Source organism: Labrenzia sp. PHM005 (assembly GCF_006517275.1).
Classification (GTDB): domain Bacteria; phylum Pseudomonadota; class Alphaproteobacteria; order Rhizobiales; family Stappiaceae; genus Roseibium.
On record NZ_CP041191.1, the window covers coordinates 4,812,105 to 4,833,406 of the forward strand.

At 56.2% G+C, this 21,302-nt stretch carries 21 protein-coding genes; 6 read left to right on the forward strand and 15 right to left on the reverse strand.

The genetic code is table 11. From position 1 onward, the window contains the following. Window positions 1-65 precede the first annotated feature (65 nt). Entirely contained in the window at window positions 66-842 is a 777-nt protein-coding gene (locus FJ695_RS21770) for a DUF3108 domain-containing protein (protein ID WP_141187396.1), read from the reverse strand. An 83-nt stretch (window positions 843-925) separates the two neighbouring features. Next, window positions 926-1,057, reverse strand: coding sequence for a hypothetical protein (locus FJ695_RS28425; RefSeq protein WP_256370132.1), 132 nt, complete (start codon window positions 1,055-1,057; stop codon window positions 926-928). Window positions 1,058-1,203: 146 nt separating this feature from the next. Here FJ695_RS28425 and yghU point away from each other — a divergent pair, with 146 nt between their 5' ends. Next, window positions 1,204-2,076 carry a glutathione-dependent disulfide-bond oxidoreductase gene (gene yghU / locus FJ695_RS21775; protein WP_141187397.1) on the forward strand — a complete coding sequence of 291 codons (873 nt, stop codon included), beginning with the start codon at window positions 1,204-1,206 and terminating at the stop codon, window positions 2,074-2,076. A gap of 105 nt (window positions 2,077-2,181) precedes the next feature. Here the strand turns inward: yghU and FJ695_RS21780 are convergent, their stop codons facing one another. The 3 genes from FJ695_RS21780 to FJ695_RS21790 all read right to left on the reverse strand — a co-directional run bounded on the left by FJ695_RS21780 (window position 2,182) and on the right by FJ695_RS21790 (window position 4,373). After that, a complete protein-coding gene (locus FJ695_RS21780; RefSeq protein ID WP_141187398.1) occupies window positions 2,182-2,484 on the reverse strand; it encodes a DUF1330 domain-containing protein in 303 nt (100 codons plus the stop codon). A gap of 137 nt (window positions 2,485-2,621) precedes the next feature. Further along, window positions 2,622-3,608, reverse strand: a complete 987-nt coding sequence (locus FJ695_RS21785; RefSeq protein ID WP_141187399.1) for a GlxA family transcriptional regulator — start codon at window positions 3,606-3,608, stop codon at window positions 2,622-2,624. 108 nt (window positions 3,609-3,716) lie between these two features. After that, complete coding sequence (locus FJ695_RS21790) at window positions 3,717-4,373, reverse strand: GntR family transcriptional regulator (RefSeq protein ID WP_141187400.1); 657 nt, start codon at window positions 4,371-4,373, stop codon at window positions 3,717-3,719. 134 nt (window positions 4,374-4,507) lie between these two features. Here FJ695_RS21790 and dctP point away from each other — a divergent pair, with 134 nt between their 5' ends. The 5 genes from dctP (at window position 4,508) to FJ695_RS21815 (ending at window position 10,199) form a co-directional block, all read left to right on the forward strand. Then, entirely contained in the window at window positions 4,508-5,494 is a 987-nt protein-coding gene (dctP, locus tag FJ695_RS21795) for a TRAP transporter substrate-binding protein DctP (protein WP_141187401.1), read from the forward strand. Window positions 5,495-5,556: 62 nt separating this feature from the next. Next, complete coding sequence (locus FJ695_RS21800; protein ID WP_141187402.1) at window positions 5,557-6,105, forward strand: TRAP transporter small permease; 549 nt, start codon at window positions 5,557-5,559, stop codon at window positions 6,103-6,105. Further along, window positions 6,105-7,421, forward strand: a complete 1,317-nt coding sequence (locus FJ695_RS21805) for a TRAP transporter large permease (protein WP_141187403.1) — start codon at window positions 6,105-6,107, stop codon at window positions 7,419-7,421. The genes FJ695_RS21800 and FJ695_RS21805 overlap by 1 nt, the downstream gene beginning before the upstream one ends. Then, entirely contained in the window at window positions 7,418-8,695 is a 1,278-nt protein-coding gene (locus tag FJ695_RS21810) for a malonyl-CoA decarboxylase (protein WP_141187404.1), read from the forward strand. The genes FJ695_RS21805 and FJ695_RS21810 overlap by 4 nt, the downstream gene beginning before the upstream one ends. Continuing rightward, entirely contained in the window at window positions 8,676-10,199 is a 1,524-nt protein-coding gene (locus FJ695_RS21815; RefSeq protein WP_141187405.1) for a malonyl-CoA synthase, read from the forward strand. Before FJ695_RS21810 ends, FJ695_RS21815 begins: the two co-directional genes overlap by 20 nt. 158 nt (window positions 10,200-10,357) lie before the next feature. Here FJ695_RS21815 and FJ695_RS21820 read toward each other — a convergent pair whose 3' ends face one another. From FJ695_RS21820 to FJ695_RS21865, 10 genes are all read right to left on the reverse strand, one after another. Next, entirely contained in the window at window positions 10,358-11,152 is a 795-nt protein-coding gene (locus FJ695_RS21820; protein ID WP_141187406.1) for an IclR family transcriptional regulator, read from the reverse strand. An 86-nt stretch (window positions 11,153-11,238) separates the two neighbouring features. Beyond that, window positions 11,239-12,579 carry a TRAP transporter large permease gene (locus tag FJ695_RS21825; RefSeq protein WP_141187407.1) on the reverse strand — a complete coding sequence of 447 codons (1,341 nt, stop codon included), beginning with the start codon at window positions 12,577-12,579 and terminating at the stop codon, window positions 11,239-11,241. A gap of 51 nt (window positions 12,580-12,630) precedes the next feature. After that, window positions 12,631-13,128 (reverse strand): TRAP transporter small permease, encoded by a 498-nt coding sequence (locus tag FJ695_RS21830; RefSeq protein ID WP_141187408.1) that lies wholly within the window; start codon window positions 13,126-13,128, stop codon window positions 12,631-12,633. A 59-nt stretch (window positions 13,129-13,187) separates the two neighbouring features. Then, complete coding sequence (locus tag FJ695_RS21835; RefSeq protein WP_141187409.1) at window positions 13,188-14,255, reverse strand: C4-dicarboxylate TRAP transporter substrate-binding protein; 1,068 nt, start codon at window positions 14,253-14,255, stop codon at window positions 13,188-13,190. Window positions 14,256-14,414: 159 nt separating this feature from the next. Beyond that, window positions 14,415-15,935, reverse strand: coding sequence for a class I adenylate-forming enzyme family protein (locus FJ695_RS21840; RefSeq protein WP_141187410.1), 1,521 nt, complete (start codon window positions 15,933-15,935; stop codon window positions 14,415-14,417). Window positions 15,936-15,961: 26 nt separating this feature from the next. Further along, window positions 15,962-16,966, reverse strand: coding sequence for a nitronate monooxygenase family protein (locus FJ695_RS21845; protein ID WP_141187411.1), 1,005 nt, complete (start codon window positions 16,964-16,966; stop codon window positions 15,962-15,964). A gap of 10 nt (window positions 16,967-16,976) precedes the next feature. Further along, window positions 16,977-17,759: an oxepin-CoA hydrolase, alternative type gene (locus FJ695_RS21850; protein ID WP_141187412.1), complete on the reverse strand. Its 783-nt coding sequence runs from the start codon at window positions 17,757-17,759 to the stop codon at window positions 16,977-16,979. Window positions 17,760-17,762: 3 nt separating this feature from the next. Beyond that, window positions 17,763-18,896, reverse strand: a complete 1,134-nt coding sequence (locus FJ695_RS21855; protein ID WP_141187413.1) for an acyl-CoA dehydrogenase family protein — start codon at window positions 18,894-18,896, stop codon at window positions 17,763-17,765. A gap of 12 nt (window positions 18,897-18,908) precedes the next feature. Then, the gene (locus tag FJ695_RS21860) at window positions 18,909-20,105 is read right to left on the reverse strand and encodes an acyl-CoA dehydrogenase family protein (protein WP_141187414.1); all 1,197 of its coding nucleotides are present in this window, start codon (window positions 20,103-20,105) and stop codon (window positions 18,909-18,911) included. Window positions 20,106-20,116: 11 nt separating this feature from the next. After that, entirely contained in the window at window positions 20,117-21,295 is a 1,179-nt protein-coding gene (locus FJ695_RS21865) for an acetyl-CoA C-acyltransferase (protein ID WP_141187415.1), read from the reverse strand. Window positions 21,296-21,302: the final 7 nt, after the last annotated feature.

Here is a 21,302-nt window from a genome sequence, read left to right on the forward strand (position 1 = left end):
TTGTCGCTAATGTTTTCAAGATTGCCAGCATTCACCATAGGCACAGAGGATAAACAGCTTTCCTATCAATTCATCTTCTTAAACTTCACATTTTGAACGTTCAGCGGACCGACCGGGGTCATCAGGCTGGCTTTGTAGAGCAAAAGATACGGTTTTCCGGGAACTTCGGCCAGGTGGACTTCCATTGTTTTGTTGGCGGCAAGTTGCTGGATCGTCTTACGGTTTGGCCGGTGACCTGAAATTGGCCTGTAGCGGGCTTTGCACGCAAGCACGCCCCCGGAATACCGTTTGCCGCGACCCGTCATCTGGTATTTTGCCTTGTAAGATAGAACGACATCATACCGGTCCCGTCCATCGTAAATCGCAACGGTGCGGTTGCAGCTATCCCGGTGAAGACCTCTGGGAGCTGGAAACAGGACTGCGCTTAAAGGGTCGATAACGCCGCGCTTATGCGCTTCGGTCACCTTGACCCGTTCATTCATTCGGTCCTGCGCCGGATGAATTTGCCGCCCGGTTACGGAGCCCTTGGCCATGGTCATGGTGACTGTGTTCGGCTTGCCCTCTTCTTCCGCCTGCATAGTGAAGGAGGCAGGCAAGAGGCCAGCCGGAGAAACGGAACCGGTGGCGTGCACGCTGCCTGAGCCATCGGAGACGAAATTGCCGAAGGCTGCCATGTTGCCTTGGCCATGAAGGCGATACGTCTTGTCATTCAAATCGACCGACAAGGCCCCCTCTCCGATCTTTAGGCCCGTCAGAGAAATATCGTATTTCACATAAAGACTGCTGGCTTGTGCAGGCATCGTCAGCAAACACACAGCGGCTGCAATTGTTTTCAGGCGCATCGGGCTCCCCCTTTTGTCTGGCGCTCTCTCAAATCTGAAGCAGACCATGCCAAGCAAATTGGGCACCAGTACGGAGAAGTTGTTCAGCTAACGTTCAGGTTCTGAAGCCGTTTTTGCAGTCCCGCCTGCAGCTCCTTGATATCCTTCTTGCTCTGCCAAACACAGTTTTCCAGTCCGGTCAGGACTTCGCCCAGCGTACGATCGGCTTTGCCCAAGGTACGATTTCCATGCAGATTCTAGGAAATGGCGTTGCAATATGCCAAAACCGACCTATCTGATCGCAATAATGCGATGAATAATTCATGACGGCGGCGAATGTCCCGTCATGCGTAGGGCAAAACAGATCCGGAGTTGCTGACAAATGAACGATACCCCCTCCTACACCCCGCCAAAAGTCTGGACCTGGGAACAGCCAAGCGGCGGTCAGTTTGCCAGCATCAACCGGCCGATTTCTGGTGCGACCCACGAAAAGGACCTTCCGGTCGGCAAACACCCATTGCAGCTCTATTCCCTGGCTACGCCGAACGGCGTCAAGGTCACCTTGATGCTGGAAGAATTGCTGGCCTTGGGCCACAAAGGGGCGGACTATGACGCCTGGCTGATCAAGATCGGTGATGGCGATCAGTTTGGTAGCGGTTTTGTCGGCGCCAACCCGAATTCAAAGATCCCGGCTCTGGTCGATCACAGCACAGCGACCCCGACCCGCGTTTTCGAATCGGCGTCGATCCTGATGTATCTGGCCGAAAAATTCGGCGAGTTCCTGCCCGCCGAGGGCCCGGAACGCACGGAGACCTTGAACTGGCTATTCTGGCAGATGGGCTCTGCGCCCTATCTCGGCGGCGGCTTCGGCCATTTTTACGCCTACGCGCCGGAGAAATTCCAATACCCGATCGACCGTTTTTCTATGGAAACCAAACGCCAGCTGGATGTGCTCGACAAAGCGCTTGCCGAGCGTCCATTTATCGCCGGTGAAAACTACTCCATCGCCGATATGGCGATCTGGCCGTGGTACGGCGGCTTGGTCCTTGGGCGGCTCTACAACGCAGCCGAATTCCTATCGGTGCATGAGTACAAGAACCTCGTTGCCTGGGCCGAGAAAATTGACGCCCGCCCGGCGGCCGTCCGCGGCCGCATGGTCAACAAGACCTGGGGCGAAGACTATGAGCAACTGGATGAACGCCATGATGCTGCCGACATCGACGCCAAGTTGGCGTTGAAAGACGCTGCCGAATAACCGGCATTTGTTGAATGGTTCAAGAACTGGAAAGGCGGCCCAACAAGCCGCCTTTTTGCTTTCGGGGTCGGGAGGTTACGACGCGATTCCTCAGCCTCCTCTACTTCACAAAACTTCTTCCAATCCTGCATATAGGTGAGCTTGTAAGGTCGAGCCGGTCTGACGCAGCTTAACAAGCGGTGCAAACTCGTCGGAATTCCAAAAAGCCAAGGCAGCGTCCCGGCTTGGAAACCGAATAACAAATGCTGCATCAGGTGTGGTTTCATCGCCTTCAAGCACTTCTGGTTCGCCGCCTTTTACAAGGAACTCGCCGCCATTGGCTTCGATCAATGCCGGAACTTTAGCGAAATACTCCTCCATCCAGTCACGATTGTGAATGGCCATCCTGCCAACAATAAATGCGGTCATTTGCTTGGCTCCAAATCAATTAAACAAGGCGTCACAATAGTTTCATCTGATACTATCATAGTTGACCTGTGGCTGATGGGGCCACGTGCACTGACTGAAACTCACCGGCCTCGTGCCGGTTTTTTTTCAACTTCCCCTCAACCGCTCCGCTTGCGGCGCTGGGTTGGGGTTTCGCCGTATTGGGCTTTGTAGGCTTGAGAAAAAGAAGCCGCGGTCGAAAATCCGCAGGAAAGTGCGATCTCGATTTGCGGCATGCGTGTGTCAACGACCAGCGTGTGCGCTTTCTTCAAGCGGATCTTTTTGTAAAGCTTTGCCGGGGTCGTGTTGAAGTAGACCGTGAACAGCCGTTCCAAATGCCGTGTTGAGAGGCCCACTTCCTTGGCCAGATTTCCTAAGCGCAACGGCTGCTCGATGTTGGTTTCCATCAGCCGGAGCGAGTTTTGCAGCCGTTTCTCGAAATAGTTGGGGTTGTAACTGCTCCCCTTTGGCTGGTCTTTTGAAAACCCCCGGACCTCATCAAGGACCAGCAGGCTGGCGATTTCAGCGCACTCTCTTCGGCCAAGCTGGTCTGCCAAGACCCCGATCATGGCTTCGAGTGTATGACCATGGCCGGCACAGGTGAGCACGCTGCCATTCAATTCCGCAAGCTGATCGGTCAGCATCGGATAAGAGCCGATTTCGCGCAGCAACGACACGTCACGCCAATGCGCTGTTGTGGGGTCGCTGAGATTCTTGACTGCTCTGACGTATTCTCGAGACGCATCTGAGAGCAGAACAACGCGCCGCTGCAGCTTTTGCATTGCGCGCAAACGGGCAATCCAAGCCTGGGGCGAACTTGACCGGCCAGCAACAACAATCAGACAATCGCGCAAATACTGGTCGCTGATCGCCGGGTCTGCCCGGGCCATCAGTCCGGAACTGCTGCTCACCAGCCCCGGCTCATCAGACGTGATTTGCCAGGAAAACCGGTCAGAGTTCAGTACGTCGTTGGCCGTGCGCAAAACTGTTATGACAGCTGAAAGTTCAAGATCCAAAAACCCAGGTTGAACAAAAATCTCAAAGACGAATGTCTTGGTGTCCTCGTTGTCTGCGTGTTTCGACGGAACTTCGGCTTGATCATTCATGGAAATTACGCTTGTCGCCCGCCGGTCTTTTTCAAAAACCTGGATCCCTCATTGCCAGGAATTAAACCGGTCTAGCTCAAATCAATTCCGAACACCAAGAAGTTTCCGCTATTCGGCAACCTGTTTGAGGCTGGCCATCAGGTGATGGAATTTTTCGCCCTGAACCGCCACATGGGCCCGGATCACGTCGGCGGCCTTGGCGCCATCACCCTCTTCCAGCGCGGCAACAACCATTTTGTGTTCCGACATTGACTGCTTCAAACGCCCTCGCAAGCGCAGCTGAACCCTTCGGAATGGCTGCAGCCTCCGGTAAAGCCGGAGACACTCTTGTTCTAAAAAACTATTTCCGGATTGGCGATAGAGCATCGCATGGAACCCCGCATTTTCCTGGTAGTAGCCATCATAGTCCTGCGCTGCGACGGCCTCTTCACAGCGGGCGTTTGCCGCATGGAGTTCGGCGAGTGCTTCATCGGTGATCCGAGTGGCAGCAAGGCGCGCGCTGGCCGCTTCCAGCTCAGCCATCACTTCGAACATTTCAAGGAGTTCTACCGGCCCCGGCTGGCGGACAAAAACCCCGCGGCGCGGGATCTGCTCGACCAAGCCTGACAAGGACAGCCGCTGAAGGGCTTCCCGGATTGGGGTCCTAGATACTTCGAATTTTTCAGCCAGTTGAACTTCATCCAACCGCGCACCGTCTTTGTAATGCCCTTGAAAAATTAGGCTTTCCAGTTCGTCGGCAATCAGTTCGGCGCGTTTTCGTTCCATTCTTTGCAGGTATCACACATCTAACAGAAACACAATTATTTCATTCTTGTATACAAAAAGTTTGACGAAAAATACATTCGATGCAAACATGTCTGCCGAGCGCACCTCACTCAGCGCTCCTTGGGAGGAAAACAATGAACATCAAACTGACGACCACGGCTGCTGCAGCCGCTTTGCTCGGCAGCGCCTTTACCGCCAATGCAACTGAACTCCGCCTGTCTCACCAATGGTCCACCAGCGATGTCCGCCACAAGGTGGCTGAAATCGTCGCCAATGAGGTGGCCGCGGCAGACGTGGATCTGGAAATCAAGATTTTCCCGTCAAAATCGCTGTTTAAACCACGGGAACAGTACAAACCTTTGAGCCGTGGCCAGCTGGATATGACCGTGTTTCCGCTGAGCTATGCTGGTGGTCAGCAACCGGCCTATAACCTCACCTTGATGCCGGGTCTGGTGAAGAACCACGATCACGCTGCCCGCCTCAATGAGAGCCCGTTTATGGGCAAAATCGAAGAAATCATGGCCGGCGATGATGTCATGGTTCTGGTGCACGGCTATCTGGCAGGCGGTTTTGTCGGCAAGGACAAATGCATTACCGCACCGGAAGACGTGAAAGGCCAGCAGACCCGTGCGGCTGGAAAGGCCTTTGAACAGATGCTCGCAGGCGCTGGTGCGTCGATTGCATCCATGGCTTCGTCTGAAATCTACAATGCGATGCAGACCGGCGTTTTGACTGCCGCCAACACCTCGTCCTCGTCATTCGTCAGCTACCGGATCTACGAGCAGGTCAAATGCTACACACCAGCCAGCGACTTTGCGCTCTGGTTCATGTACCAGCCACTGTTGATGAACAAGTCCACCTATGAGGGCTTGACCGATGCCCAGAAGGCAGCTCTTGAAGCAGGCGCTGCCAAGGCCGAAGCTTTCTATCTGGAAGAAGCGAAAAAACAGGATGCAGCTTCTGCAGACGTCTTTGCCGAAAACGGTGTCGAGATTGCTCAAATGAGCCAAGAAGAGTTTGATGCCTGGCGCGCGCTCGCTCAGGAAACGTCCTACAAGGCCTTCATCGAACAAACACCGGGCGGCCAAGAGTTGCTCGACATGGCCCTGTCGGTAGACTGAGGACCAAAGAGGGGCGGCTCCCACCGCCCCTTCAAATTCGAAGTTCTTGATAGGAGAACCCGATGGCGGGTCACAGTTCGGCTGTCGCAGCGCACGCCGGTAACAATCCCTTTTTGCGTCTTGTCGCCGCAATTTCGACATTGGCCGGCTGGTGCTCTGCGGCCATGATCGTGGCCGCAGTCGCGATCACATGCCAGATGATCTTCGTGCGGTTTGTCCTCAACGGGTCAACCGTTTGGCAGACCGAGGCGGTCATCTATCTGGTGATCGCAGCAACCTTGATTGGCCTACCCTACGTTCAGCGCTTGCGCGGACATGTCAACGTCGACCTGGTGCCTTTGGCGCTAAAACCGCGTCCGCGTTTTTTTCTAGCCATCCTCACGTCTACGCTGTCGATCACCATCGTTGGTGTCATGTTCTACTACGGCTTTGACTACTGGCATTTTGCCTGGGAACGCGGATGGCGTTCCGACACCGTATGGGGCGTGCGGCTTTGGATCCCTTACCTCTCACTTCCCATCGGCTTCGGTCTTCTACTCTTGCAATTGATTGCCGACCTGGTCGCCGTTTTGACCGGCATTGACCGGCCTTTTGGTCTGGAGGACGCCTGATGGACCCGCTTCTTCTTGGCGCGATCGTTGCGATCGCAACGATCCTTGTGCTCTTCTCCGGTGTTTCGGTCGCCCTTGGTCTTCTGATTGTTTCAGGTGGTTTCCTGATCATTTTCGACGGCATGCGGTCACTCGAACTGATGCCGGAAATTCTGTTCGGCAAACTCGACAACTTCGCGCTTTTGTCGATCCCGATGTTCATCATCATGGGCGCATCGATTGCCTCAACCCGCGCTGGTGCTGATCTTTATGAGGCGCTGGAGCGCTGGCTCACCCGGGTTCCTGGCGGCCTTGTCGTCTCTAACCTTGGCGCCTGCGCGCTGTTTGCCGCGATGTCCGGCTCCAGCCCGGCAACTTGCGCGGCCATCGGCAAGATGGGCATTCCGGAAATGCGCAAACGCGGCTATCCAGATGGAGTTGCAGCCGGGTCGATCGCTGCAGGTGGCACGCTCGGCATCCTGATCCCGCCGTCCGTCACCATGATCGTCTACGGCATTGCCACGGAAACCTCGATCGGTCGGCTGTTTCTGGCAGGCGTGTTTCCAGGCTTGTTGCTGGTCGGCTTGTTCATGGCCTGGTCGCTCTATTCCACCTGGCGGTCTGGCAACGCGTCGGTCTTAAGTTCTGGCAGTTACACCTGGCGGCAAAGGTTTGAAATCCTGCCGCGGGTGGTGCCTTTCCTGGCGATCATCGTCGGCGTTCTTTATGCCATGTACGGCGGCATCGCGACGCCCTCGGAAACAGCAGCCGTCGGCGCCCTCCTCTGCCTGATCATCGCCATGGTGATTTACAAGCTTTGGAACCCGGGTGATCTTTGGGTGGTCCTGCGTGACAGCACCAAGGAAAGCGTGATGATCCTGTTCATCATCGCCGCTGCCGGTGTCTTTTCCTACATGCTGTCGTCGCTGTTCATCACGCAGGCGATTGCCGAGTGGATTGGCACCTTGGACGTCAACCGCTGGGTTCTGATGGGCGCGGTCAACATCTTCCTGCTGATCGCCGGATTTTTCTTACCCCCGGTTGCCGTCATCCTGATGGCTGCTCCGATCCTCTTGCCGATCATTACGACGGCTGGATTTGATCCCATCTGGTTTGCGGTTGTCCTGACCATCAACATGGAAATTGGCTTGATCTCGCCGCCGGTCGGACTCAACTTATATGTCATCAACGGCATTGCGCCGGACATCTCGCTGAAGACCATCCTCCAAGGGTCCTTACCCTTTGTGGCATGTATGGTAGTGGCGATCATCTTGCTATGCCTGTTTCCCGGTCTGGCAACCTGGTTGCCCGACGCCGTCATGGGAGCCACGCGATGACATTATTGGCCGATCTGCTTTCTTCACTGTTTGACCGCCGGTACCGGACCTTCTTGCCGGGCGGCGATGATAACCGGTCCATGGAAGAACTTACCGCCGCACTGATCGGTGCGGCCGGTGAGGTTTCGGGCAGCACGATTGCCCGGCATATCCTTGACCGTTACGAACGCGCTGACGAAAGCGAAAAACAGGCCTTTTTCCGTCATCTTGCCGAAGATATGGCCGTGTCTGTCGCGGATCTTCGGGAAGCCTTGGAGACCTATGAAAAGGGTCAATCCAAGGCTAGTTACCGCGCCCTTGTACATACCGCGGAACCCAAACGGCAGGAACTGATCCGCCGCCTCAATCAGGTGCCGGATGCCACCCGTTCATTGGTGGCCATGCGCGAAGACCTGCTGCGGTTCAGCAAGTCGGACGATGCGCTCCAGGCGCTGGATGTGGACTTCGGGCATCTTTTCGCCAGCTGGTTCAACAGGGGATTTCTCGTGCTCAGACCGATCAATTGGGAAAGCCCGGCAAACATCCTGGAAAAGATCATTGCCTATGAAGCCGTTCATGCGATCCACAGCTGGGATGACCTCCGGAGGCGGCTGCAGCCGGCCGACCGGCGGTGTTTTGCCTTCTTTCACCCGACCATGCCGGACGAACCGCTGATCTTTGTTGAGGTTGCACTGACCAAAGGCATCCCCTCGTCCGTTCAGGACCTTCTAAGTGAGGAGCGAGAGCATATCGAAGCGGAGGATGCGAACACCGCGGTGTTTTACTCCATTTCCAATTGCCAAAAGGGCCTTGCAGGCATTTCTTTTGGCAATTCCCTGATCAAACAGGTGGCGGCTGATCTCTCTTTGGAACTGCAGGGGCTCAAAACTTTTGTCACCCTGTCTCCGATCCCAGGTTTCAGGAGTTGGGCTGAGAAGGCGGAGTTAGAGCCGCTTCCGGACGATCCGAAACAACTTAAAGCCCTTGCGGCCCATTACCTGATTGCGGCCAAGCGCCCCAACGGCATGCCGCTCGATCCGGTTGCCCGGTTCCATCTGGGAAATGGCGCGCAGGTGTACCAGGTCCATGCCGACGCCGATCTTTCCGAAAAAGGTCAACAGCAATCAGCCGGCGTGATGGTCAATTACCTTTACAATCTGGCGAAGGTTTCGCAGAACCACGAACGTTTCGCTTCCTCTCATGAAATTGCGGCCTCTTCGGATATCAAGTCGCTGAGCGCGGCCGCAGAAAAACAACTCGATAGGAGCCCCACCGATGGCCAACCCGCTCTATGATCAGCTTTTCGGCAAACATGCAGGAAAGGCCACTCCGTTCCTCCATCTCGCCGACGGATCTACCCTCACCCATGCGGATTTTCTGGCGACCGGTGCGCAATTCGCACATGTTCTGACGAACCGTGGCTTGAAACCCGGCGATCGCCTGGCCGCTCAGATCCAGAAGTCGCCGGAAGCCTTGGCGCTCTACGCCGCCTGCGCCCAAGCTGGGGTGATCTTTCTGCCACTGAACACCGCCTATACCGTCGACGAGCTGACTTATTTTATCGAGAACAGCGGCGCGTCATTGGTTGTCTGCGATACGGCCAGCGAAGCAGCTCTGAAACCGGTCGCCGAAGGGCTTGGCGCGAAAACCGAAACGCTGAATGCGGATGGCTCCGGCTCCCTGACCGCAGCTGCTAAAGATATGCCTGCAACCTTCGAAACAGTCTCCCGTTCAGCTGACGATCTGGCTGCTTTTCTTTATACATCCGGAACGACCGGGCGTTCCAAAGGAGCCATGCTGACCCAGGCCAACCTCCTATCAAATGCCACGGATTTGGCGCAGTACTGGCGCTTTTCAGACAAAGATGTCCTGCTGCACGCCCTGCCGATCTTCCATACACATGGGCTTTTTGTGGCGACAAACGTGATGTTGTCTGTTGGGGGATCGATGATCTTCCTGCCGAAGTTTGATCTGGATGCGATGATAGCCAATCTGCCGAAGGCGACATCGATGATGGGGGTCCCAACCTTCTACACCCGGCTGTTGGACGATGCCCGTTTCACGAAAGAGCTGACGTCCCACATGCGCCTGTTTATTTCCGGCAGCGCGCCGCTTCTGGCCGAAACCCATGTCCGGTTTGAGGAGGTCACGGGTCATCGGATCCTCGAGCGTTACGGCATGACCGAAACCAACATGAACACATCCAATCCTTATGACGGTGAGCGGCGCGCCGGAACTGTTGGGTTCCCGCTGCCAGGTGTAGACCTAAAAATCACCAATCCGGAAACTGGAGAAACCCTTGCCAACGGCGAGGTCGGGCAAATCGAGGTGCGCGGTCCCAATGTCTTTAAAGGCTATTGGCAAATGCCGGAAAAAACCGCCGCAGAACTCCGTGAGGACGGTTTCTTTATCACCGGAGATCTCGGGAAGATCGATGAAGACGGGTATGTCCACATCGTCGGCCGCAACAAAGACCTGATCATTTCCGGCGGTTACAACATTTATCCGAAAGAAATCGAACTGGTACTGGATGAGCAGCCGGGTGTCTTGGAAAGTGCGGTCATCGGCGTGCCGCATGCCGACTTCGGCGAAACAGTGCTGGGACTGATCGTTCCAAATTCAGGCGATAATCCCGATCTGGACGCGATCCAGAACACCGTAGCAGGCGCCCTCGCCCGCTTCAAACACCCGCGCAAGCTGATCCTCGTCGACAGCCTGCCGCGCAACACCATGGGCAAGGTGCAAAAGAACGTCTTGAGGGAAACCTACGCGGACCTTTTTGCCCCGGCTGCACAGTAAACCGGAGCCCAACGTTGCCCAAAACCCCGTGTTTCGAGGCGTCCCCGGCCTTGAGCCGGGGTCCAAGAGGCTCCGCCCAAATTGATTTGGTCCCGGATCAGGTCCGGGACGGCAATGAGATCCTGGAAGGGCGCAGGTCTGCTGCCAAGCACAGAAAATTAAACCGGCAGAAGCACCGAATAATGCTGGCCCGTCACATGGCGCAATTGTTCAACCGCCGCGGCAAGTTCCGGCCCGACGCTGTCATTCATCCGCGCCTCGGTCAGAACATCTGCGGCCGCACCACTTAAAAAGGCAACCGGCTCGCTGAACTCTGACGGCCGGTAAGGCGTGGCAAGCGCATTGATAGAGGCTGAAAACCGGTCGCCGCCAGTCAGATACATGTACCCATTTGCAAGAAGGTGATCCTGGGAGCGCGCCCAGAGTTCCATGCATTCGTCAGTTTGATCTTCCGGCAGTATCGACATGATCTTGTTGCGTTCGGCTTCATTCATCGCGCCGATGTAAGCCGCGCCTGTTGACGATTTCAGCACAGGCATCCGGTAACCGACATTCAGCCAAATGGTTGCGGAGTTTTCCGGCCGCCAGGTCTTGACCATCAGCATCTCGCCATCGTCCTGAATGGCGACGCCAATCAAGGTTTTGGTGTCATTGGCAAGCTTCTGCATGATGGGTGTCGCGGTTTCGATGAAACCAAAGGCAGCAGCGGCAATGTTGCCAAGCGCAAGCGCAGACGGTCCCAACCGGTATTTGTCATGGTGACGGCCATGCGTCAGATACCCAAGCGCGCAGAGAGTGAAAGTTAGCCGGGACACCGTAGACCGCGGCAGTCCGGTCCGCTCAGAGATTTCCAAGTTCCCGAGCCCATTATCAGTGGGCCGGAAAGCTCTGAGCACACTCAGGCCGCGAGCCAGAGTATTCGCGTAGCGTTTATCGTCCTTAAGGTCCGGCATTTTTCGAGTCACTTCACATCATGTCTATGCATCTACTTATCTGATAATCCAAGATTTTTGGATACCCTTGTCTTTGTTACTTTGCGTTATTTCACAGCCTGCGACAGGAACAACGAGATTGCCGGAAAGGCAACAATGAGCGCCAGGACAATCACGTCCGCACACAGGAAGCGCCAAATCCCAGCGAAAATCGTTCCAACTGGTGCGTCCCGGCCAACCACATTGGCCAGAACAAACACATTGAGACCAACCGGCGGGGTGATCAGTCCGATCTCCAACAGTTTGACGACAACAACACCAAACCAGATTAGGTCCATGCCATTGGCTTCAACCAGTGGGATCATTAGCGGTAGTGTCAGAACCATGATCCCGATCGGATCGAGAAACATGCCAAGAACCAGATAAACCAAACAGATACAGAAAAGCAGCATGGCTGGGCTCAACTGCGCATCTGCAACGGCTTGGACCAGCGCCGGAGCCATGCCGGTGAGTGCAATGGCGGCCACAAAGATTTTTGCGCCTGCGGCAACGATGAACAGCGATGACGTCTGGATTACCGTATCACGGACCGCATGCCACAAGTCACTGAGGCTCAAACGGCGTTGCAGGAAGCCGATTGCCGTTGTGACAACAACACTGACAGCAGCAGCAGCGGTCGCAGTGAAAAAGCCGCCATAGATGCCAATAACGATGATCAGGAAAATCAAGGCGGCCGGCCAGGCATCTTTCGCGGCCCGGATTTTTTCCGCCGTACTTGCCGGTTTTTCACGCGGCGGCGCCACCTTTGGGTCCGCTGTAATCCAGAAGCCAATGACGATGACAAAGCCGATCAAGGTCAAAAGGCCAGGGAGAACGCCGGCCAGAAACAGTTTGCTGACAGAGGTCTCCGTGAAGATCGCATAGATGATGAACAACACGCTTGGCGGGATCAACGAGCCGAGCGTGCCTCCAGCAGCAACACTGGCTGTAGCCAAGCGCGGATCGTAACCAAGCCGGAGCATTTCGGGTGTACAGATCTTGCCCATGGTGGATGCACAGGCAACAGAGGATCCGCTGATCGCAGAAAACCCGCCGCAACCAATCACGGAGGCCACGGCGACACCGCCGCGCAGCTGCACCAGCCACACCCGAGCCGAATTATAGACTGCCGTCGTGATCCCGGCCTTATAGGCGATGTTGCCGAGCGCAACGAACAAGGGGATCATCGACAAGTCAAAGGAATGGATCAGGTCGAAGGAGTTGGAAAACACCATCGCCGACGTCGCCCGGAAGGCTCGTTCGGGCATGAAGGTTCCAGTGCGCAACGCAAAGATCATAAAGGCCGCGGCTGTCGCAACGCCAATGAGAGCGAAGGCGATCGGCACCCGCATCGCCAGAAGAATGAGCATGAGAGCAAAGGCGATCAAGCCAATGGTTGCCGGATCCATATAGAGAATTCCCTGAAAATCTTATTCGTCAGACCGTTCGCGGCTAGCCGCCTAATGCGTTCCGGTAAGGATTGTTCTTCCACGTAGAGCCGAGACGATGTCGCCAAGAACCATCAGCACCAACCGGATCCAGCACAAACACAGCCCCAGAACAAAGGCCAAGCGCCCTGGCCACTGCTGAAGGCCGAGATCACCGTAAAACTCGCTGCCAGTGTTCCACTGGTAGACGAATTCCTTTCCCGCAGACCAGATCAGCGGCATCAAAGCCACAACGCCAAACAGGCTGCCGAAAACGACAAACCAATTGACCAGACGCGTGGGCAGAAAGTTGGTCACAAACTCGACAGCGATATGAGACCGCCGGGTTGTGGCTGCTGCCAGTGGCATGATGATGGCCAGCACCATCAGTTCGCGCACGATAATCACCGTGTCGGGCACCGACTTGTTAAAAACGTTCAGTGCAAAAACATCGGTGAAAATCAGCAAGGCCAGCGCCATGGTGGCCACCACTGCCACGTCGACAAAAATCTGCTCTAAGCGATCAAGCATAGGTCCCTCCCCGCAGGTTGGGCCGGGGCATTTTCTGCCCCAGCCTTTTAGTCACGCACTCAGTCGCGTTCCCACGGATAGCCTTGTTCTTCAAATTCCTTGGTGAACTCGGCGACAGCCTCGGTGTATTTGGCGATCAACATATCGGCATCCAGACCAACGCTCTGGGCGTTTTCCTTCCAGCTCTCGATGAACGGCTCGGTGGCTGCATTCATAGCCGCCCGGTCATCAACGCTGAGTTCGAGCAGTTTGATATCCCGTTCAAACTCTCCGGCCGAGATCTTATCAAGCGCCCGGGTATTTGCCCCCATGACGATCTGAGCAAACTTATCGGCAAGCTCTTCTCCAGCCTGCATCAGCACAGCTTTCTGGCTGTCGGACAGAGCATCGAACGACTGCTTGTTCATGAACATGCCATAGCCACCAATCTGTCCCCAGCTCAGCAAGGTGTAGCTGTCGATGACCTCATGCCACTTTAGTGCTGGAATGATGTAGGAATAGCCTTGGCTGCAGTCGATCAAACCGGCATCAAGGGCCTGGTAAGCTTCGTAAACGCTCAGATTGACCATAGTCGCACCGAGTTCACCAAACACTTTGCCATAAACGCCCGCGCCGCGGATCCGTTTGCCTTCAATGTCCTTCACCGATGTAATTTCCGTGCCTGCGCAGGCCACGTTGACATCAGATGCGGTAAACGTGCCGATGTAAACCAGATCCTGATCGGCGAGGTTCTGGGTGATCTCCGGTGTTGTGCGCATCAGCTTGTCGGTGGCACGCAGACCTACCCATACATTCGGACCGCTGAGCGGCAGATCGGCGATGGAATAGGCAGCCATTTCTTTCTGGAAGTAGGCGGAGATGATCGACCCCGCATCGGCAACTCCATAACCAATGGCACCGGCTGCCGCGTTGGCCTTAAACAGCGCACCACCCCACTGGATATCAAGCTTCAGGTCGCCGCTAGACAATTCGCCAATGCGTTCATCGAACCACTTCAACGCCACCGGAACGGTGCCGCGGGCCGGGCCACCGTGGCCGTAGAAAATGGTGGTTTCCGCGACTGCGGCGGATGTGCTGAGACCCGTGGCAACCAATGCGCCAGCGATCAGTGACTTCAACAGTTTCATTAGGCCATATCCTCCATCGACCATTTGATTATTCCACTATATGGAATTTTGTTCCGATTAAAAGAAATAAATTGAGTTCCTCGGCATTTCTCTGGCTTGGCCTTGGAAACCGGCCAAGCTGAGCCCTGCTAGATCTAGGAAAATCCCTTCCCTAACGCCTCAAGCGGGTTCGCTGAGTTGTGCGGAGAAGGTATCGATCAGTTTTGATTTCAGAATTTTGCCCGTTGGCGCTGCAGGCAAATCTGTTGCAACAACAATTTTTGACGGACGTTTATAAGGCGCTAAACGGTCATGCAGGAAGCCTTTCAGATCGTCTTCCGAAACCTTGCTGTCCTTGGCCACTTTAACAAAGGCGAGAACTTCCTCATTGCCTTCAACTTGCCGGCCCACGACCCCGGCAACAATCACCTCCGGATGGTCAGTCAAAACTCCCTCGACTTCAACCGGATAGACATTAAAGCCGGAGCGTATGATCAACTCCTTGGAGCGCCCCGCAATGTGCAGGCGGCCTTCTTCATCAAACCGGCCAAGATCTCCGGTGCGGAAAAAGCCGGTATCCGTGATCACCTCGGCGGTGCGTTCAGGATCCCTGAAATAGCCTTTCATCACCTGCGGACCGCCCAAAAGGATCTCGCCAATCCCCTTGTCCGGTTCAGCGCCCACAGCTTCCAGATCCAACCGCAAGACACAGTCGCCCATTGGACGGCCAACACTGATGTCCGGATCGCCAATTTCATTCAAGGTTGCACAAACGCCTGCAGCGCCTTCCGTCAAACCGTAGCCGTTTTGAAGCGGCAGACCATAAAAGGCCTCAGCTTCCCGTTTCCAGGCAGGATCGAGCGGAGCACCACCGGATGAGACGAAACGCAGATGTCCTGCATCGTATTTGGACTTGTTATGCGCGCGCGTATAGTGAAAGAGATGCGCATGCATCTGGGGCACACCGGGCAGAAGAGTAACGTCCTTTTGCAGCGCCTGATACAGCCGCTCGACATCAAAACGGGGTTCTAAGCGCAACGAGGTTTGCGCAACGGCTGCCGACAAAAGCGCGATAAAACCATAAATATGCGACAACGGCAGCGCCAGATAAGTGACATCATTGTCCTCCCGGCCACGCAATTTCACAGACGCCAGCGCAGCGCTGTTCAGATTGCCATGTGTCAACATTGCCGCTTTGGGATTTCCGGTCGTTCCTGATGTGTAGAGCATCAAGCCAACCTGCTCCCGGCCGTCTTTAAAGACAGGTTCCGCTTCCGCACCTTCCCGGCGCATCAACGCCGCTTGTCCAAAGGTTCCTTCGACAGCCTCGGCGCCAAAGTGATCGGCATGGGCTTTCGCGGCTTCAGAGACATCCGTGCTGAACATCACAACGCTGGGATCGCTGTGGGCGAAGATCCGCGACAATTCCGCATCGGTCAGCCGCGCATTGATTGGAACAATGATAGCGTCCAACCGGCTGGCGGCAAAAAAGAACGCCGGAACTGAGATACAATTCTCAAAGACCATGACGATCCGGTCACCGGCCTTAAGGCCGAAAGACTTCAGCGCCTCTTCCGCCTCTCCCACGGCTTGCTTCAACCCGCTCCAGGAGATGTCCCGGTCTGCATAATCGTGAATGGCAACAGTATCTCCGCGCGCGGCGGCCGCTTCATCCAGAAAATCATGAATGCGGTTCTGCATTCCAGTTCCTCCCAAATCGCCGCTCTTTAAGCAGCGGTGTTTAACCGCTTCAAGGCACCAAGGGCATCAGCTTCCAAACGGTTGACTATCTCGGCCAAGGGTTCGACTTTATCAACAAATCCAAGGGCATGACCCGCCGACAAGATGCCGCGTGAGACATCGCCGGTGGCATAGGCCTGCCGGCCAATTGCGCCGGAGACGTGTTTCAGCAGTCCTTGTATGCCAATTTCCGGATTGTCGCGCTCCAGTTGGATGACGGTCTCTGTCGTCTCATTGCGCAGGCTGCGCACGGTATTGCGGACCGATGTCATGCTGAGCGCGGTATCCAGCTCGCTCGCATCTATCAGCGCCTGTTTGTAGCCCGGATGAGCCTGAAGCTCCTCAGCCACCAGGAACCGGGTACCAATAACAACACCGGACGCCCCCATCACAAGAGCCGCGGCCAATTGCGATCCACGGCCGATACCACCACCAATCAGCCAGGGAATGGTGAGCCGTTCGTCGGCAAGACCGGCATTGACCATGGAACCGATCATATCCATGCCCGGATGCCCGCCGCATTCGGCGCCAACAATCGATACCATATCCACGCCGACGCTTTGCGCTTTGACCGCATATCTCAGGCTGGGAACCTTATGCAGAACCGTGATCCCGGCATCCTTCAGGATCGGCAAGTAAGCCTCAGGACTGCGCCCGGACGTTTCCACGAATTTGACGCCGCAATCGGCTATCGTACGGAAAACGTCCGCGGTTTTCTCACCCGGAACCAGTTTGGGCAGCATAGAAACGTTGACACCAAACGGATTGCCATCCGACAGCTCCCGGCAGCGCTCGATTTCAGCCTTCAGGTCCTCTGCTTCCGGAAAACTAGCTGCCGTAATGAAGCCCATGATTCCGGCCCGGGCCGCCGCCGACACATAGTCGGCATTGGCCAGCCATTGCAGGCCACCGGCGACGATCGGCACCTTAGTGCCATAGGTCCGGGTCACCGGCGTATCGAAAATCGGATGTTCAAAGTATGCCGACGTCATTTCAAACTCCTCAATCGCGGAATACAGGGCGGGATTTGCTGAGAACGGCGGCGATACCTCTGCGGGCCTCTTCGCCCCCAAGAGCCTCGGCCATAGCGTCCCGCTCCGCATCAAGTTGCTCTTCCAGTGTTGCTGTCTCAGCGGACGTCAAAAGGGATTTGATGGCCGCGATGGCTTTTTCGGGACCGGCGGCGATCTTTCTGGCCAAGGCCTGTGCAGTCGCCAGAGCTTCACCTTCGCCACAGAGATCGGTCAGAACGCCCAGGTCATACAACCGTTCAGCCGTCAGTGGCGCACCCAACAAGGCCATCTTCGAAACAGTGCCGCGCGGCAGCGCGTTCATCAGAGCATGGGTAACGCCACCGTCCGGAACCAAACCGGCTTTGACATAGGCAAGCGTGAAACCCGCTCCCTTGGCGCTGACAACCATATCGCAGGCCAGAGCGATGCTGAGACCGGCGCCAGCAGCCCCGCCCTCGACCGCACAAATCACGGGTTTTGGACAAGTGCGGATTGCCTGGATCAGGGTATGGAGCTTGGCAATTGCCGCCTTGCGCTCGTCGAGCGTCATATTACGGCGCTCTTTTAGGAGATTGAGATCCCCGCCTGAGCAGAAATAGTCCCCTTCTCCCGCCAGAATGACAGCCGTGATCGACGGTGTTTCAGCGGCTTCTGCAAGGCCTTCCAGCAGTCCGTCATAATACTCAGGCGACAAAGCGTTGCGCCGGGCGGTGTTGGTGTTCCACAAGATCAGGTGATCCGGCCGAACCTCTTTTCGGAAAAGCGCGCTCATGGGTTAGGCCGCATTCAAGGAGATGAAGCGTTCCAGATGATGATCCACATCGCCGAACAGATGATCGATCATCACGATACGCCGGGCAAAATGCGACAGCGCGTATTCGTCCGTCATACCGATGCCGCCATGGAGCTGAACGGTTTCTTCCGCGACCAGCGCTCCTGCCCGGCCGATCAGGTTTTTCGTCGCGCTGACATGGCGTTCCCGCAGCGCGCGCGGGGCTTCGAGGTGGCCCGCCAGATTGATGACTGCAGAACGCGCCTGTTCGACCTCAATCAGAAGATCCGCCATACGGTGCTGCAGCGCCTGAAACTTGCCGATGGCAATGCCGAACTGTTTGCGCTCCTTCAGATACTCAATGGTCAACGCCTTAGCGGCTTCCATCGCACCGACTGCTTCTGCGCAAACAGCCAATGTGGCGCGGGCCACTGCCGTTTCAATCGCCGCGAAAGCCACGCCGGATGCACCCAGCCTTGCGCCTTCGTCCACGACGACATTTTCAAAGCGAATGGTCGCGGCAGACGTACCGTCCACATTCGGATGATCGACGATGGTCACCCCTTTGGCATCAGTAGGAACCAGAAACAAGGATATTCCCTTCTCGTCCCAGTCCGTTCCGGCCTCACGGGCGGACACAACAATCATGTCAGCCTGCGCGCCGTTCGGCACATGCGCCTTCGTGCCACTCAGCGTGATTTGGCCGCCACCAGCTTTCGCCGTAGCAGTGACATGATTGAGGTCATACCGTGAGGCCGGTTCTGTGTGGGCGAACGCCAGGATCTTTTGTCCTGCAATAACGTCGCCGATCAGTGTTTTTTGTTCGCCCGTGCCCAACTCGGAGATCAAGCCCCCAGCGAGAACCGCATTCCCCAGGATCGGTTCGATCACACCAGCGCGGCCAAGCTCTTCAAAAACAACGGCAATATCGAACCCAGCACCGCCAAGCCCGCCCTCAGCTTCTCTAAACAGAGCACCAAAGATGCCCAGGTCCGCCAGTTCCTTGAAAATTGAGGTGTCATACGCTTTGCCGGAAGCCAGCAGCTTGCGCCGCTCTTCGTGGCTGTAGTTTTCGCTCAAGAAGCGTTGCAACATGTCGCGCAGCAACGCGCGCTCTTCTGTCAGATTAAAGTCCATCTGCTTAACGCCTCAAAGTTCCAAAATCGCTTTTGTGATGATCGTGCGCTGGATCTCGTTTGAGCCACCGAAAATCGATAGTTTGCGCATGTTGAAATAGTTGGGCGCAGATGCAGGTGCATGTTCCGGGCCTTCTGCCGGCACATTGTCACCCCCATCCAGGTAGTCCGGCAGGAACGGCATGGCATCCGGTCCAGCTGCCCGGCGCAGGAGCGATGACAACTCCTGGCGGATCACCGTGCCCTTGATCTTCAGCATGGAGCTTTCCGCACCCGGCGCCTGCCCCTTTGCCGCTGCTGAAACAACCCGGAGGTTGGTGGTCGCCATCGCCATCAAGTCGATTTCAACTTGCGCCATCCGAGCGGCGAAATACGGGTTTTGATCCAGTGACTTGCCGCCGGACTGGGTGCTCGCTGCAACGTGCTTCAGGGTAGCCAATGCGGCATTGGAAAAGCCAACACCTGCAATATTGGTTCGCTCGTGGGTGAGCAGATACTTGGCGTAGGTCCAGCCCTTGTTTTCTTCGCCAACGAGGTTGCTGGCCGGTACGCGGACGTCGTCAAAGAAGACCTCGTTGACCTCGGCTTCACCGTCGATCAGCACGATCGGGCGCACGGTCACACCGGGCGTGTTCATGTCGATCAAGAGGAAGGAGATACCTTCCTGTTTCTTAGCATCTGGATCCGTGCGCACCAGGCAGAAGATCCAGTTGGCATGCTGACCAAGCGTCGTCCAGGTTTTCTGGCCGTTAACGACATAATGATCGCCATCGCGCACAGCTTTGGTCTTGAGCGCAGCAAGATCCGATCCAGCCCCCGGTTCAGAATAACCCTGGCACCACCAGTCTTCTCCATTCAGAATGCGCGGCAGATAGTGCTGGCGCTGTTCCTCAGATCCAAACGCCAACAACACGGGCGCCAGCATCGAAAGACCGAAAGGAACGATGCGCGGCGCATGGGCCAGACAGGCTTCTTCCTCGAAGATCATGCGCTGAACAGCATCCCACTCGGCGCCGCCGTACTCTTTGGGCCAGTTCGGAGCAAGCCAGCCGCGCGCGTTCAAGATTGCATGCCAGCTTTCCATATCCGACTTGGTCAAACGCTTTCCAAGCCGGACCTTCTCCTTTAGCTGACGCGGCAGCTTTTCATCGAGAAAGGACCGCACCTCAGCGCGGAAAGCTTCTTCTTCGGGCGTGTAACTGAGATCCATTGCCGCCCCCTTTAGAAGATTTCGAAGAGGCCAGCGGCACCCTGGCCACCACCAATGCACATGGTCACGACACCAAGCTTGGAACCACGGCGTCGGCCTTCCAAAAGAAGGTGGCCAGTCATGCGGGCCCCGGTCATACCAAACGGGTGACCGATGGAGATCGAGCCGCCATTGACGTTGCACTTCTCCGGATCGATGCCGAGCTGCTCGCGGCAATACAGCGCCTGGGAGGCAAACGCTTCGTTCAGTTCCCAAAGATCGATGTCATCGACGGAAAGACCGTGGCGTTTCAGGAGCCGCGGCACGGCATAAACCGGCCCGATGCCCATTTCATCCGGTTCACAGCCTGCCGTGACAAACCCTTTCAGCGCACCAAGCGGCTCAAGACCTTGTTTTTCGGCCAGATCGGCATCCATTAGAACGAGCGCGGCGGCACCATCGGAGAGCTGCGACGCATTACCGGCAGTCGTGAAGTTGCCCTCCCCGCGGACTGGCTCCAGTTTTGCCAGGCCTTCCAGCGTTGTGTTCGGGCGGTTGCAATCATCCATGGAGAACGTGACGTCCTTGCGGGTCAATTCGCCGGTTTCCTTGTCCTTGAAGGCCTGGGTGACGGTGATCGGCACGATCTCATCGTCCAGTTTGCCAGCCGCTTGAGCTGCAGCGGTGCGCTGCTGGCTGACCAAAGAGAGCTCATCTTGCGCATCGCGGCTGATGTTGTAGCGCTTGGCCACAATGTCCGAGGTCTCGATCATCGAGAGATAGACCTCCGGCTTGTGTTCATCGAGCCATTTCTCGCGCGCTGCAGGCGGACGGGACGGCGGCATCTGGCTGATGCTTTCCACACCGCCAGCGATCGCAGCTGAAGCGCCTTCGACAGAAATTGCATGGGCTGCCATAGCCACCGCCTGAAGACCTGAGGAGCAAAAGCGGTTGATGGTCACAGCTGCTGTCGTCACCGGCAGACCGGCGCGCAGAACGGATTGGCGTGCAATGTTGCTGCCTGTCCAACCTTCCGGATAACCGCAGCCGATGAAAGCATCCTCAATGATTGCCGGATCCACTTTGGACCGCTCGACGGCATGCTGGATCGCATGACCGGCCATGGTTGCACCATGTGTTTCGTTGAACGCACCCCGGTAAGACTTCGCCAGCCCGGTCCGGGCGGTCGAGACAATAACTGCTTGTTTCATGAATAAA

What these genes read in the sequence shown, in the direction of transcription:
- FJ695_RS21820 (WP_141187406.1), bottom strand. Translation starts at nt 11,152, where the DNA reads ATGCCGGACCTTAAGGACGATAAACGCTACGCGAATACTCTGGCTCGC.
- FJ695_RS21850 (WP_141187412.1), bottom strand. Translation starts at nt 17,759, where the DNA reads ATGAGCGCGCTTTTCCGAAAAGAGGTTCGGCCGGATCACCTGATCTTG.
- FJ695_RS21805 (WP_141187403.1), top strand. Translation starts at nt 6,105, where the DNA reads ATGGACCCGCTTCTTCTTGGCGCGATCGTTGCGATCGCAACGATCCTT.
- FJ695_RS21860 (WP_141187414.1), bottom strand. Translation starts at nt 20,105, where the DNA reads ATGGATCTCAGTTACACGCCCGAAGAAGAAGCTTTCCGCGCTGAGGTG.
- FJ695_RS21855 (WP_141187413.1), bottom strand. Translation starts at nt 18,896, where the DNA reads ATGGACTTTAATCTGACAGAAGAGCGCGCGTTGCTGCGCGACATGTTG.
- FJ695_RS21810 (WP_141187404.1), top strand. Translation starts at nt 7,418, where the DNA reads ATGACATTATTGGCCGATCTGCTTTCTTCACTGTTTGACCGCCGGTAC.
- FJ695_RS21835 (WP_141187409.1), bottom strand. Translation starts at nt 14,255, where the DNA reads ATGAAACTGTTGAAGTCACTGATCGCTGGCGCATTGGTTGCCACGGGT.
- FJ695_RS21780 (WP_141187398.1), bottom strand. Translation starts at nt 2,484, where the DNA reads ATGACCGCATTTATTGTTGGCAGGATGGCCATTCACAATCGTGACTGG.
- FJ695_RS21790 (WP_141187400.1), bottom strand. Translation starts at nt 4,373, where the DNA reads ATGGAACGAAAACGCGCCGAACTGATTGCCGACGAACTGGAAAGCCTA.
- FJ695_RS21865 (WP_141187415.1), bottom strand. Translation starts at nt 21,295, where the DNA reads ATGAAACAAGCAGTTATTGTCTCGACCGCCCGGACCGGGCTGGCGAAG.
- FJ695_RS21840 (WP_141187410.1), bottom strand. Translation starts at nt 15,935, where the DNA reads ATGCAGAACCGCATTCATGATTTTCTGGATGAAGCGGCCGCCGCGCGC.
- FJ695_RS21830 (WP_141187408.1), bottom strand. Translation starts at nt 13,128, where the DNA reads ATGCTTGATCGCTTAGAGCAGATTTTTGTCGACGTGGCAGTGGTGGCC.
- FJ695_RS21800 (WP_141187402.1), top strand. Translation starts at nt 5,557, where the DNA reads ATGGCGGGTCACAGTTCGGCTGTCGCAGCGCACGCCGGTAACAATCCC.
- yghU (WP_141187397.1), top strand. Translation starts at nt 1,204, where the DNA reads ATGAACGATACCCCCTCCTACACCCCGCCAAAAGTCTGGACCTGGGAA.
- FJ695_RS21845 (WP_141187411.1), bottom strand. Translation starts at nt 16,966, where the DNA reads ATGACGTCGGCATACTTTGAACATCCGATTTTCGATACGCCGGTGACC.
- dctP (WP_141187401.1), top strand. Translation starts at nt 4,508, where the DNA reads ATGAACATCAAACTGACGACCACGGCTGCTGCAGCCGCTTTGCTCGGC.
- FJ695_RS21770 (WP_141187396.1), bottom strand. Translation starts at nt 842, where the DNA reads ATGCGCCTGAAAACAATTGCAGCCGCTGTGTGTTTGCTGACGATGCCT.
- FJ695_RS21785 (WP_141187399.1), bottom strand. Translation starts at nt 3,608, where the DNA reads ATGAATGATCAAGCCGAAGTTCCGTCGAAACACGCAGACAACGAGGAC.
- FJ695_RS21815 (WP_141187405.1), top strand. Translation starts at nt 8,676, where the DNA reads ATGGCCAACCCGCTCTATGATCAGCTTTTCGGCAAACATGCAGGAAAG.
- FJ695_RS21825 (WP_141187407.1), bottom strand. Translation starts at nt 12,579, where the DNA reads ATGGATCCGGCAACCATTGGCTTGATCGCCTTTGCTCTCATGCTCATT.